This is a genomic window from Demequina lutea (assembly GCF_013409005.1).
Taxonomy (GTDB): Bacteria; Actinomycetota; Actinomycetes; order Actinomycetales; family Demequinaceae; genus Demequina; species Demequina lutea.
The window spans coordinates 1,327,022-1,340,074 of the sequence record NZ_JACBZO010000001.1; the positions used below are offsets into that span (position 1 = coordinate 1,327,022).

Genomic DNA, 13,053 nt, shown 5'->3' on the forward strand with positions numbered 1-13,053 from the left:
GGGTCCATGGTCCCGCTGGGTACTCTTGTGCGATGCCCCAAGCCGCGCTCGTCGTCGACGCCGTCCTCTTTGACATGGATGGCACCTTGGTCGACTCAAACTCCGTGGTCGATCGCATGTGGACCGAGTTCGCCGTCACTCTCGGACTCGACCCCCACGCGGTGCGCACGTTTGCGCACGGAACTCCAAGTACAGCGACGCTGCGCACCTTCTTGCCTGCCCACGAGAGTTTCGATGAATGGTTCGAGCGTCTCGCGTCTTGGGAGGCGGGCAGCTTTGGTCAGGTAAGCGAGATTGCTGGTGCGATCGCCGCGGTGCGGGCGCTGCCACGTGAGCGCTGGGCCGTCGTCACGTCGGCCCTAAGAGACGCGGCGCTGAAGCGCATCGAGACCGTCGGTTTCCCGGCGCCGCACGTCTTGATTGGCGCGGACGACGTAGCGAACGGCAAGCCGGATCCGGAGGGTTTTAGGGCCGCGGCGAACGCTCTTGGCGTCGATCCGGCACGATGCGTAGTCTTCGAGGACTCGCCTGCGGGCCTTGAAGCCGCGTTGGCTGTGGGTGCCGCAGCCGTGGTGGTGGGGACGCTTGACGCCGAGGTCACGCGCGGCTTGAGGAGGATTGTCGACTGGAAGGGGGTCACCTTTGCGTGCAACCCCGAGGGTCGCATCGTGGTCGAGGGAATCCCGTCGCTTGACGACGGCATCAATCCCGTACGGAACTGATCAGCGCCCGCGGAGGCCCTTGCGATCGGCCCTGGCACGGTTGGGGTCAATTCCCTTGGGGATGGGAATCTGCGGGCCTCCGAGGGCGCGAAGTCGAGCCCTGACGGTCTGCTGATCTCCCGCAGATAGGCCCTTGCGCAGTCCCCATCCAAAACTCTTGGTCTTGGTGGCCTTGATGGCCTTGTTGAGGCGCTTGAGCGGCACCTCGTTTTCGCCGTTGCCAACGTATATGGGGGTGACTGGGACTCCAGGCGCGAGCTTGTGAAGCCTCGACGTCGTGTTGTCGACCGTGCGCTTGGCGGCGCGGCCGCCCTCCGCGAGCAGCACGATCCCGCCATCGCCGATGCCCTGGAAGACCACGGCCTTGGACTTTGCGTCGACCGCTACCGGTTCGTCCGCGAACTGCCAGCCGCGTCGCAGAGACTGCGCGACGGCGAGCGACCCGCCGAGGGTCCCGTCCATCTGCGCATACATCTGCTTCTCGAAGCGCCGCGTCAGCACAAACAGCGCGAGAACGACGCCCGTCATTAGGCCCGTCAGGGGCGCGTAAATCTTCGTGCCCAGACCGGTCGAAATGACCGCCAGAACGATTCCCGTCCCGAGCGGGACCAAGAGGAGCGCGCCGAGAATCCAGGGAAGCTTCTTGTCGGTCCGCGCGGTGACCGTATAGGCCTGCCACAGGGTCTTGTACCAGCGTTGCTTGGGTGCGGGGGGTGGAGTCGCCATAGTGGTGCCCAGTCTAGCGGGGCGAGCGGGCATCGCCTGGCGTCGTGTACTTTTCGCCGCTTAGCGTGCCAGCAGTGCCGATGCCTCTTGCCTCGCGGTCATGGGCTTGGCGAGGTGCATGAGGTTCTGTGGGACGTTCCTACCCTTGCGCGTCATGGCTTGAGCCCATAGGCGACCGGCCCTGTATGACGAGCGGACGAGCGGTCCGGACATGACGCCAAGGAAGCCAATCTCCTCGGCCGCCTCGGAGAGCTCCACGAACTCCTCGGGCTTGACCCACCTGTCGACGGGGTGGTGGCGAGGCGAGGGCCGCAGGTATTGGGTGATGGTGAGCAGGTCGCAACCGGCATCGTGCAAGTCCTGCAGGGCCTGCAGAATCTCGTCGAAGGTCTCGCCCATCCCCAGAATGAGGTTCGACTTGGTGACGAAGCCATCCGCCTGCGCCGACGTGAGGACGGACAGCGAACGTTCGTACGTGAACGCGGGGCGGATGCGCTTGAAGACACTCGGCACCGTCTCGACGTTGTGCGCCAGCACCTCGGGACGCGAGGCGAAGACCTCCGCGAGCTGATCGGGCTTCGCGTTGAAGTCGGGGATGAGCAACTCGACGCCGGTGCCGGGGTTGAGCGCGTGGATCTGGCGCACGGTCTCGGCGTAGAGCCAGGCCCCGCCATCGGGGAGGTCGTCGCGGGCGACGCCAGTGACGGTCGAGTATTTGAGGCCCATGTCGCGCACCGATTCGGCGACGCGTCGTGGTTCGTCGCGGTCGAGGTCCTCTGGCTTTCCGGTGTCGATCTGGCAAAAGTCGCAACGCCGCGTGCACTGAGAGCCGCCGATGAGGAACGTGGCCTCACGGTCCTCCCAGCATTCGAAGATGTTGGGGCAGCCGGCCTCTTCACACACCGTGTGGAGGCCGCCCTTCTTCACCAGCGCTTTAAGTTCGTTGTATTCGGGCCCCATGGTGGCTGTCGTGCGGATCCAGGAGGGCTTCCGCTCGATGGGTGTCTCGGCGTTGCGTGCCTCGACACGGAGCATCTTGCGGCCTTCTGGGACGAGAGTCACGCGATCTCCTGCGGTTCGGCGGCCAACAGGGGTGTCGGCTCGGGGGCTGGGGTGGCGGTGGTGGCGGCAGCGGGCGTGGGGGAGCCTGCCGACGATGACATCCATCGTATGTCGGCGAGAGCGTCGCTGAGCGCAGCGACCACCAGGGGAGCGGCAGCCGCGATCGTGACTTCGGAAGGCAGCTCGAGCGAAAGCGACGTGACATCGGCATCGGAAATGCCGCACGGGACGATGCGATCGAACTCGGCGAGGTCGGGATTGCAGTTGAGAGCAAGGCCATGCATCGTGACGCCCTTGGCAACTCTGACGCCGATCGCGCACACCTTGCGTTCGCGCTTTTCGGCGGTTGCCGGAAGCCACACGCCCGAGCGGCCCTCGACGCGGAGCGTCTCGATCCCGAGGTCGGAGCACACCTTAATGATGGCCCGCTCGAGCGCCCGGACGTACGCGACGACGTCAACCGGCTCGCGGAGTCTCACGATGGGATACGCCACCAATTGCCCTGGTCCGTGCCACGTGATGCGCCCGCCCCTGTCGACGTCGATGACCTCGCTGCCATCGACGGGTCGGTCCCAAGCGGCCGTGCGCTTGCCCGCCGTGTACACGCTCACGTGCTCGACCAAGATGACCGTGTCGGGGCGTTTGCCCGCGACGACATCGGCATGAATCTCACGCTGGAGGGCCCAGAGTTCGCGATAGTCGCGAGGTCCCTCGCCCAGTAGATCGAGAATCTCCATCGGACCAGGCTAACCGTGGAATGGATCGGTGTAGTTCGGGTTTCTTAGGGACATGAACAAGCGTCCCTGGTTGCGCCCGGTATTTGTCGTCGTGATGATTGTGGGCTGGTTGGCCGTTGGGGGAGTGGGAGGCCAGACCTTCGGGGTCCTTTCCTCGGTTCAGAAGAACGAAAACTCCGCGTTCTTGCCGGCAAGCGCCCAGTCGACGGAAGCGGCCGCGATTCACGCCAAGTTCGTGCCGAGCGACTCCGTCCCAGGGCTCTTCGTCATCACCGACGCCAGCGCGGGCGCGGACCTCCCCGCGATCCAGAGCTGGGTCGACAAGGTGGTGAACGAACCCCTCGCGGGCGACACCGCGGCTCGCACCGTCGGGGACATCCTCACGAACACCCCCACCGCTGTGCCTTCGCAGGACGGGCAAGCGGTGCTCGTGGTGTTTAGCGTCAAGGCCGATCTCTTTCGCGCCACCTCCGGCGGCACGTCCGTGGCCCAGATATTCGCCGACACGGTTCGGTCGTCCTGGGCCTCGGAGGGACTCGCCAAGCCCGGCTATCTCACGGGAGCGGCGGGGATCGTGGCCGACCTCGTCAACGCGTTCGCAGGGATCGAAGGCATCCTGCTCCTGGTCGCGCTCGTCGTGGTGCTGGTCATCTTGTTGATCGTCTATCGCAGCCCCGTGCTGCCCTTCCTGGTGCTTGCCACGGCGATGATCGCCCTCACAGGGGCGATCATCTTGGTGTACGCGCTCGCGAAGAATGGCGTGATCACGCTCAATGGACAGTCCCAAGGAATCATGTTCATCCTCGTGGTGGGCGCGACCACCGACTATGCGCTCCTGTTGGTCTCGCGATATCGCGAAGAACTGCTTCACCACGAGAGCCCCTACATCGCGATGGCGGTCGCATGGCGTCGCTCACTCGAGCCCATTGCGGCGTCGGCCGGAACCGTGATCCTGGGGCTGCTCGTGCTGCTTCTGTCGGACCTCAAGTCGAATGCTTCTCTCGGCCCTGCGGGTGCCATCGGCATCGCGGCCGCTTTGCTCGCGGCGCTCACGCTCTTGCCTGCGCTCCTCCTCATGGGCGGCAAGAGGGCGCGGGGTGTTTTCTGGCCGATGCGCCCCCTTTACCTCGGCGACGGTGACGACGGTCAGTCGACCGACGCCGTCGAGCGCCGTGCTGGAGTGTGGGGCAAGATCTCCCGCACGGTTGACGCCCGTCCGCGCATCATTTGGGTGGGTTCGGTCGCGTTGCTGGCGGTGATGGCCACGGGGCTCCTTGGTCTCAAGGCGGACGGCCTGGGCGAGAAGGACGTGTTCCTCACGCAGACCGAATCCATTGAGGGATTCACGGTCCTCCAGGACCACTTCGCCGCAGGTGCGACGTCGCCGGTGCAGATCATTGTCGACCAGAACAAGGCCGACGGGGCGCTCGCGGCGGTTAAGGCGGTGCCAGGGATTGATGCGGCATACCTGCTCACTCCCGCAGTTGTTCAAGGCGCTCCGGCAGGCACGGGCTCTCAGAGCCCGATCGTGGTGAACGGTCAGGTCGAAATCGACGCGGTGACGGCCAAGGCGGCCTCCACCCGCGACGCTCAACAGGTTGTCTCGACGATTCGAGAAGCCCTCAAGAACCAGGCCCCCGAGGCCCTGGTGGGGGGACAAGCCGCCGAGGCGCTCGACACCCGCTTGACGACCGATCGCGACATCAAGGTGATCATCCCTGTCATTCTCTTGGTGATCTTCATCGTGTTGTCGTTCTTGCTGCGCGCGCTGGTTGCCCCTGCCCTCATTGTCGGGGCGAACATTCTGTCATTCGCGGCCTCGTTGGGGGTTTCGTCCCTGGTATTTGACCATGTGTTCCACTTCCCAGGAATGGATCCCGCGACACCGCTGCTCGCCTTCGTGTTTCTCGTCGCGTTGGGTGTCGATTACTCGATCTTCCTCATGTCTCGCACCCGCGAGGAATCGTTGCGTTACGGCACTCGCGCGGGCGTTCGCAGGTCCCTCGCCGTCACGGGAGGGGTCATCACGTCGGCGGGCCTGGTGTTGGCCGCAACCTTCGCTGCGCTCGGTGTCTTGCCCTTGATCTTCCTCGCCCAAATCGCATTCATCGTGGGCTTTGGAGTGCTCGTCGACACCTTCATCGTGCGATCTCTCTTGGTTCCTGGACTCATCGCCGATGTCGACCGCGCCTCGTGGTGGCCGTGGGCTGGCGCCTTCAAGGACTAGGGCGCTCCAGGACTAGAGCGCTCCAGGACTAGGGCGTTCACATACCGGGCCGCCCGGGGGCGAATATGCCCTGTGGATAACGCCCGCGGGCGCGCAGCGCACGGCACTGTGGGTCCATGACCTCTGTGCAAAGCGGGCGCCACGTGGAGCGCGTCGTGGGAACGGGAACCGACGAGTTCGACCGGGTGCGCTCCCGCGTCGAAGGCCTGGTGCGACTCGGCTCCCCTCATTTCTTAGTCCCCAGTCGCGTCACGATGACACCGGGCGATCAGGTCGCGGTGACCGAACCGCCGCACGACCACGACACTCTTCGGGCGGTTCTCGATGCGCGAGGCGCACTGAGAGCGGGGGAGTGCGTGTGGCTGGGCACAGCGGTCGCGGAGGCTCTCGCGGTGCTGCACAAGGGGGGACTCGTTCACGGAGCGCTCGACGGGGAAGCGGTCGTGATTGACCGAGGCAGGGTGCGTCTCGCCAGACTCGTCGACGGCGCCGATGACGCTCACGCGGCCGACGATATCGCCGCTCTCGGGCGGCTGCTGGCTTCTGCGGTGAGGGAGTCCGACTCCGACAGGATCGATGCCTGGACCGAACCCATGACCCACCCGAACCGTGAGGGTCGCCCGACCGCTGCCATGGTGGTGCATGCACTCGCGTCGTGTGCGCATCCCGAAGAGGTGCTCGTGCCTGCGGTGGGAGTGGCGAGCGCGTTGAGGCGTGCCGTGCTAGCGAATCAAAGGTCCACGGACTACGGGACTGTCGAGCACGGGACTGTCGAGCACGGGACTGTCGAGCACGGGACTGTCGAGCACGGGACTGTCGAGCACGGGACTGTCGAGCACGGAAATGTGGAGCGTGGAGCTGTCACGCATAGTGCGGCCGTTCCCCTGCGCGAATCGCGCTGGTGGCGGTTGCGACTGAATGCCACCAGAGCACTCCTGCGGATCGGCGTGGCGATCACTGCACTTGGGCTTGTGGGCGGACTCGGATTGGGGGCGGCATGGGCGACACACTTGGGGCCCTGGGCCGGGGCGAAAGCCGCCGCCGCAGAGGCGCCACCCGGAACGCCGGGCGGCGGCTCGAGCGCAATCGTGACCGTGACCGGCGTAGCGGTCGCGCCCTCCGAGGCACAGCTCTTTCAGGCGCCCAATGATGCCGCGGAACGACTCACGGTCGCGAGATTTGAGGCGCTGGCACGTGGCGACGGTGAGGCATTGGTCGCGTTGACTGCCGAGGGTTCTCTCGCGCGTGCTGACGCGGAAGACACCGCCATGGCCCTGCGGAACGGCCTTCTGAGGTTTGATGGACTCCAAGGGTCTGTCGAGGATTCGGTAAGGCTGGGCGGCGCCGCGGACCCGCTGCCCGCCGACGGCGGCCGTGCCGTGGTCAGGGTGCGCTATCGTCTTGGGCCCCACGATGTGGTGGAGAGAGGGCAGACCAGGAGCTACGACAATTACGAACAGACGGTCGACCTTATCCTGCAGTGGGTCGACGGATCAGGCTGGCTCGTGAGCGACGCGATGACCGTCACGGAGTCCGGCGGTTAGGGCTGTGCAATGTACTTTGCGGCCTCGGCGATGGTCGAGTGGGTCCATTGGAAGCCGAGGCGGTTGAGGACACCCGGCACGCCATTCTGCGAGGCCAGCAGGTCGTCGGCCGCCGGTCCCACCACCGCCTGAAGCACCCACGAAGGCACAGGGATCCCCGAGTGGTGTCCGTGGGCCTCCGAGATGGCGCTCACGAACTCGGCGCTCGACACGGTACCTGGCGCCACGAGGTTCACGGGACCACGGTGCGCACTGTCGATGAGGAAGCGCATGGCGCGCACTTCGTCAACGAGAGAGATCCACGATTGGAGTGCCTCCGCATGGCCAAGCGCTCCGATGAGGCCGCGCCCCGCGAGCGGAAGCAGGCGCTTTGCGAAGCCGCCGTGGGGGGCAAGCACCAGTCCGGTGCGCAGGTAGACGACGCGTGCCCCTGCGTTCACCGCCGGTGCGGCGGAGGCCTCCCACTGGCGCGAAACATCGGCCAGAAAGCCGTCGCCAGCGGGGAGTCGTTCTGTCAGCGGGTCAGTGCCACGGTCCCCGTAGAAACCCATCGAAGACCCTTGAAGCAGGGCCGCCGTGGGGTTCGCGCGTGCGATCGCATTGGCGATCGTGCTGGTCGAGTCGACCCGCGATGAGAGCACGACCTTTTGGTACCCGACGGTCAGCCTCTTGTCGCCAATCGAGGCGCCCGCGAGGTTCACCACCACATCGGCGGCCGCTATCGCCGCGTCATCGATCCGCCCGGTCGTCGGGTCCCACGAGGACTCGTGCTCACCACGTGCGTCACGACGAACAAGAGCGACCACGGTGTGGCCGTCGGCGCGCAACGACTCCCCGAGCGCGGTCCCGATCAACCCGTGTGACCCAGAGACGATCACGCGCATGCGTTACAGGCCCAACTCGGCCTCGAACGCGCCTGCCTCAATGCGGGCCTTCACGGTCTGCAGGAAGCGGGCGGCGTCGGCACCATCAACGATGCGGTGGTCATAGCTGAGGGGCAGGTAGCACATCGGCTTGATAGACAGCACGTCCTCACCTTGGGGGCCCTTGCTGACGACCACGCGCTTCTCGATGATCGTGGTGGCAAGGATTCCCACCTGGGGAGAGGGCACGATGGGGGTGTCGAGCAGGGTGCCGCCCGACCCGGTGTTGGTGATCGAGAACGTTCCTCCGCTGATCTCGTCGGCCTTGAGGCCACCCGTGCGGGCACGTGAGGCGAGGTCGGCGATTCCGCGGGCGTGGTCGGCGAGCGACTTGCTGTCCGCGTCCCTAAGGGTGGGGAGCATGAGTCCCTTTTCGGTGTCCACGGCGAGTGACAGGTTCACGCTTGGGTGGTAGACGATCGAACCATCAACCACGGAGGCGTTGAGGAATGCGTGTTCGACGAGCGCGTCGGCCACCGCCTTGGTGAAGAACGGCAGGAAAGTGAGCTTGGCTCCCTCGCGGGCCTCGAAGGCGCCCTTCGCCTTGGCGCGCAGGTTCCAGATGCGTGAGCAGTCGACCTCGACGATCGACGTCAGCTGCGCCATGCCGTGCAACGACTCCATCATCTTGTCCGCCGTGAGGGTGCGGATGCGACTCATCTTGACGGTGGTACCTCGTAGCGGAGATACCGCGGCAGCCGCGGTGGCAGGTGCGGCTGGAGCCGCGGGAGCTGCGGGAGCTGCCACGGGAGCGGGGGTGACGGCAACGGCGGTCGCGGCAAGGATGTCCTCCTTGCGGATCCTGCCGCCAACGCCGGTTCCCGCGACGGACGCAAGGTCGACGCCATTGTCCGAAGCGAGCTTGCGCACGATGGGTGTGACATAGCCGGAAGTGGAGCCGGCACTTGGCGCTGGGGTCGCGGCGGGGGCTGGCATCGGCACGGCGGCGGGAGCCGCAGGTGCGGGGGCCACGGCAACGGGGGCCACAGGCGCCTCGACGGGCGCAGGTGCAGGTGCAGGTGCCACGACAGGTGCAGGTGCGGCAACGGGAGCGGGGGCCACGGCAACGGGAGCCGCAGGTGCCTCGACAGGTGCAGGCGTGGGCGTGGGAGCGGACGCTGCGGGCGGAACCGAGCCGATGCGTGCCACGACGGTGCCGACGTCGACGGTCTCGTCCTCATTGACCAGAATCTCGAGCAAGGTGCCCGCCGCAGGGGCGGGGATCTCGGTGTCGACCTTGTCGGTCGACACTTCGAGGAGGGGCTCGTCCGCGGCGATCGTGTCCCCGACGGCCTTGAGCCAACGGGTGACTGTGCCTTCGGTAACTGATTCGCCAAGTGCCGGAAGGAGCACGTCGGTCGCATCGCTGGCGCGCACGGCTAGCGATGGGGCGGCGGCAGGGGCTGGGGACGCGACCGGAGCCACAGCCGGCTCGGGCGTGGCCACTGGTTCGGGTGCCGCAACAACGGCGGGTGCGGGCTCGGGCACCGATGCCGTGGGAACGGCCTCTACTGGGGCGCTGACGACGGGTGCGTCGGCCACGGGAGCGGGCGCGCCGGCACCGGCCTCGGAAGCCTCGCCGATGCGGCACACGACAGTGCCGACATCGACGGTCTCGTCCTCGCCCACCAGAATTTCAAGGAGAACGCCGCCAGCGGGGGCGGGAATCTCGGTGTCGACCTTGTCGGTCGACACCTCAAGCAGCGGCTCGTCCATTGTGATCGTGTCGCCGACGGCCTTGAGCCAACGGGTGACTGTGCCCTCGGTAACGGACTCGCCCAGTGCGGGAAGCGTGACATCAGTACTCATGCTTTGTGTCTCCTCGAGGCCTATTCGTGCGCGTGAAGCGGCTTGCCCGCAAGAGCCAGGTGGGCCTCGCCGAGCGATTCGTTCTGGGTGGGGTGAGCGTGGATGAGAGGGGCGACGTCTTCCGGGTGCGCCTCCCAGCTCACGATGAGCTGCGCCTCGCCGATCTGCTCGCCCATGCGGGCTCCGATCATGTGGATACCGACGATGGGCCCGTCCTTGACGCGCACGAGCTTAACGAAGCCGGTTGTGCCCAAGATCTGGCTCTTGCCGTTTCCACCGAGGTTGTACTCGAGGGCGACGACCGCGTCGTCCCCGTAAATCTCCTTGGCCTTGGCCTCGGTGACGCCCACCGACGCGAGCTCGGGATCGCAGTAGGTCACGCGCGGAATGTTCGACTCGACGATCAGAGCGGGGTTGAGGCCCGCGATCTGCTCGGCCACGAAGATGCCTTGCTGGAAGCCGCGGTGTGCGAGCTGCAGTCCAGGGACGATGTCGCCGACGGCGTAGATGTTGGCGATACCGGTGTGGAGGCGCTCGTCGGTGAGGACAAAGCCCCGATCGATGCGGATGCCCTGCTCCTCGTATCCGAGGCCCGAGGTGCGCGGCCCACGGCCGACCGCCACGAGCAAAACGTCGGCGGACAGCGTCGTGCCGTCCTCGAGCGTCACCGTGACTCCCGCGTCGGTCTGAGTGACGCCAGAGAAGCGCACGCCCAGCTTGAAGTCGATGCCACGCTTGCGGAACGCGCGCTCGAGCCCTTTGCTGAGTGCCTCGTCCTCGTTGGGCGCGAGGTGGGGGAGTGCCTCGACCACGGTGACCTTGGCACCGAAGGACGTCCATACGGAGGCGAATTCGACGCCGATTACGCCGCCACCAAGCACGATTGCGGTCTGGGGAACCCAGTCCATCTCGAGCGCCTGGTCGGAGGTGATGACCCGGCCGCCGATGTCGAGCCCGGGGAGGCTGCGGGCATAAGAGCCCGTGCCGAGCACGATGTTCTTGCCGGTGTACCTGACGCCGCGCACCTCGATGGCGTCGGGGCCAACGAGGGTGCCGTGACCGTCGATCACGGTGACCTTGCGCGACTTCACGAGGCCCTGGAGGCCCTTGTACAAGCGGTCAACGACGCCTTGCTTGAAGGCGTTGACGGCCGGCATGTCGATGCCGTTGAACTCCGTCAGCACTCCGATCGAGGAGCCGTGACGGGCCTCGTCCGCCACTTCTGCGGCGTGGAGGAGGGCCTTGGTGGGAATGCAGCCGTTGTGGAGGCACGTGCCACCCACCTTGGACTCTTCGACGAGTCCGACGGTCATGCCAAGTTGTGAGGCGCGCAGGGCGGCGGCATAGCCGCCGGAGCCTCCGCCGAGGATGAGGACATCAAACGAGCTAGGGGTTGACTCGGTCACGGCAGTCGATTCTCCTTGTCAGGAAGCAGTGAACTCCCATCTTGCCATTGGTAGCGGTGGGAGCGAACCGCACGGGGCATGGTTACCCTAAGAGACATGAGTTTCTTCGGACGTATATTCGGTCGCGGCGCGACGCCCAGCGCGCCAACGGGCACCTCTTCGCGAGAGGCTCAGTCGGCGACGATGCAGCACTTCCGCGCCTTTGTCGCGGGAAGGGAGGGCTGCGAGGCGTTCATCGAGCCCGCGACTCGCGTCACACAGACGACGCTCGTTGTCGTGGCAGGTACGGGCGAGTGGACGCGTCGCAAAGTTCCCGATGCTCTGGCGGCGCGCAAGGTGGGCAAAGACCTTGGCGTTCCCGTCTTTGACGTCAACCTGTCGGGTTACCCCTCCCGCATGCGCGAGTGGAACGAGAAGCACCGCCAGATTTAGGCGTTTGCGCGGCGCTCGAGGAATTCGAAGAGCGTGCGCACTGCGGCGCCCGTTCCTCCGTGGGTCGTGTAGCCGTACGCCGTTCCCTCGTTGAAGGCGGGGCGTGCGATGTCGAGGTGCGCCCAGTTGGCGTCGCCAACGAACTGCTTCAGGAACATCCCAGCGGAGAGCATTCCCGCCTGGCCGCCCGGGTCGCCGACGTTCTTGAGGTCGCCCACCTTGGACAGCACCATTTCCCTGATGTAGGGGCGCAGGGGCATCGGCCACATGTCCTCGTCGATCGCGTCCGCGGCGGCAACCACCTCGGTGCGAACCTCATCGGTGCCCATGACTCCCGATGTGCGTGGGCCGAGTGCGACACCCTGGGCGCCGGTGAGGGTCGCGATGTCGAGAACCACGTCCGGGTTTTCCTCGATGGCGCGCACGAGTCCGTCGGCCAGCACCAAGCGGCCCTCCGCGTCGGTGTTGAGGACCTCAACGGTCTTGCCGCCATAGATGCGGATGACATCCGAGGGGCGCTGAGCGGTGCCAGAAGGCATGTTCTCCGCGAGGCAGAGCCAACCGGTGACTGCCACGGGGAGGTTGGCTCGGGCCGCGGCAAGCACGGTGTGCATCACTGCGGCCGCGCCCGACATGTCGGACTTCATGGTCTCCATCGACTTCGGCGGCTTGAGCGAGATGCCGCCGGTGTCGAACGTGATCCCCTTGCCCACGAGGGCGACGGTCTGCTTTGCGCCCTCCGGGGCCCACTGGATGCGCACCAGGCGCGGCAAGCGCGCCGAACCCATGCCCACCGCAAGAATTCCGCCGAAGCCCTGGTCGGCGAGCTGCTGCGGCTCCCACACCTGAACGTCGCAACCCTGCTGCTTGCCGTAGCCCTGGGCGATGTCGGCGAAGGCGCCGGGGAAGAGGTCGAGCGGGGGAGTGTTGATGAGGTCCCTGGTGCCCGCGACGGCGCCAGCGATGACCTTCGCGCGCTCGACGGCGGCGACGGATGCGCCCGCGATCAGCCAGTCGGTGAAGACCTGCTCTTCTTCGTCGTCGGCGTCCGACTTGTAGTCCGTAAACACATACGAGCCGAGCAGCGAGCCCTCGGCGATGGCCGACAGGGCACGGTCACTCTCACCTGGGAGTGCCACGACGACGGTGCCGGGCTTCTTTCCGCACGAACGTGCGGCCGCGCCGGCGGCACAGCGAAGCTCGCCATCGGTGCCGTCGCCGAGACCCACGAGAACGACGCGCCGGGCCGCCGTGGGGCCGCCGGGGAGCACGGTGACCGAGCCAACCTTTCCGCTCGCCTCGAGCGCCACGGCCGTCTCGGTAAGCGCCGCGCGTGTCTGCTCGTCGAGCTGAGGGTGCGCCGTGACGGAGCCTTCAGCGTCGACGCCGAGGATCAGGGCGTCGCAAGAGAGGGTGGAAATGGCATCGGAAGTAACTGCAAGGGTGGTCATAAGTCCAAGCCTAG

11 protein-coding genes are annotated in these 13,053 nt (G+C 66.3%); 4 read left to right on the forward strand and 7 right to left on the reverse strand.

Annotated elements, in window-relative coordinates; translation table 11 throughout:
• Positions 1–32: 32 nt before the first annotated feature.
• Positions 33–722, forward strand: coding sequence for an HAD-IA family hydrolase (locus BKA03_RS06455; protein ID WP_062074992.1), 690 nt, complete (start codon positions 33–35; stop codon positions 720–722).
• On the opposite strand, the gene BKA03_RS06460 is transcribed toward BKA03_RS06455, so the two are convergent.
• From BKA03_RS06460 to lipB, 3 genes are read right to left on the reverse strand one after another with little or no spacing between them, the layout of a single operon-like run.
• On the reverse strand, positions 723–1,448 hold the full coding sequence (locus tag BKA03_RS06460; protein ID WP_062074993.1) for a DUF4191 family protein: 726 nt from the start codon (positions 1,446–1,448) through the stop codon (positions 723–725).
• Positions 1,449–1,508: 60 nt separating this feature from the next.
• Positions 1,509–2,510, reverse strand: coding sequence for a lipoyl synthase (lipA, locus tag BKA03_RS06465; protein ID WP_062074994.1), 1,002 nt, complete (start codon positions 2,508–2,510; stop codon positions 1,509–1,511).
• The gene (lipB, locus tag BKA03_RS06470; protein WP_062074995.1) at positions 2,507–3,247 is read right to left on the reverse strand and encodes a lipoyl(octanoyl) transferase LipB; all 741 of its coding nucleotides are present in this window, start codon (positions 3,245–3,247) and stop codon (positions 2,507–2,509) included. The genes lipA and lipB overlap by 4 nt, the downstream gene beginning before the upstream one ends.
• 52 nt (positions 3,248–3,299) lie before the next feature.
• On the opposite strand from lipB, the gene BKA03_RS06475 reads away from it, so the two are divergent.
• A complete protein-coding gene (locus tag BKA03_RS06475; protein WP_062074996.1) occupies positions 3,300–5,474 on the forward strand; it encodes an MMPL family transporter in 2,175 nt (724 codons plus the stop codon).
• A gap of 116 nt (positions 5,475–5,590) precedes the next feature.
• Positions 5,591–7,018, forward strand: coding sequence for a serine/threonine-protein kinase (locus BKA03_RS06480; protein WP_152649526.1), 1,428 nt, complete (start codon positions 5,591–5,593; stop codon positions 7,016–7,018).
• On the opposite strand, the gene BKA03_RS06485 is transcribed toward BKA03_RS06480, so the two are convergent.
• Genes BKA03_RS06485 through lpdA form a run of 3 tightly spaced genes read right to left on the reverse strand, consistent with a single transcriptional unit; the run spans position 7,015 to position 11,156 of the window.
• Positions 7,015–7,896: a TIGR01777 family oxidoreductase gene (locus BKA03_RS06485; RefSeq protein ID WP_179397723.1), complete on the reverse strand. Its 882-nt coding sequence runs from the start codon at positions 7,894–7,896 to the stop codon at positions 7,015–7,017. The genes BKA03_RS06480 and BKA03_RS06485 overlap by 4 nt on opposite strands.
• 9 nt (positions 7,897–7,905) lie before the next feature.
• Positions 7,906–9,750 (reverse strand): 2-oxoglutarate dehydrogenase, E2 component, dihydrolipoamide succinyltransferase, encoded by a 1,845-nt coding sequence (gene sucB / locus BKA03_RS06490; protein ID WP_062074999.1) that lies wholly within the window; start codon positions 9,748–9,750, stop codon positions 7,906–7,908.
• 20 nt (positions 9,751–9,770) lie between these two features.
• Entirely contained in the window at positions 9,771–11,156 is a 1,386-nt protein-coding gene (lpdA, locus tag BKA03_RS06495) for a dihydrolipoyl dehydrogenase (protein WP_062075000.1), read from the reverse strand.
• Between the two features lie 96 nt (positions 11,157–11,252).
• Between lpdA and BKA03_RS06500 the strand changes: the two genes are divergently transcribed.
• Positions 11,253–11,588, forward strand: a complete 336-nt coding sequence (locus BKA03_RS06500) for a hypothetical protein (RefSeq protein WP_062075001.1) — start codon at positions 11,253–11,255, stop codon at positions 11,586–11,588.
• Here the strand turns inward: BKA03_RS06500 and BKA03_RS06505 are convergent.
• Positions 11,585–13,039 (reverse strand): leucyl aminopeptidase, encoded by a 1,455-nt coding sequence (locus tag BKA03_RS06505; protein ID WP_062075002.1) that lies wholly within the window; start codon positions 13,037–13,039, stop codon positions 11,585–11,587. The two genes, BKA03_RS06500 and BKA03_RS06505, sit on opposite strands and share 4 nt — an antisense overlap.
• Positions 13,040–13,053: the final 14 nt, after the last annotated feature.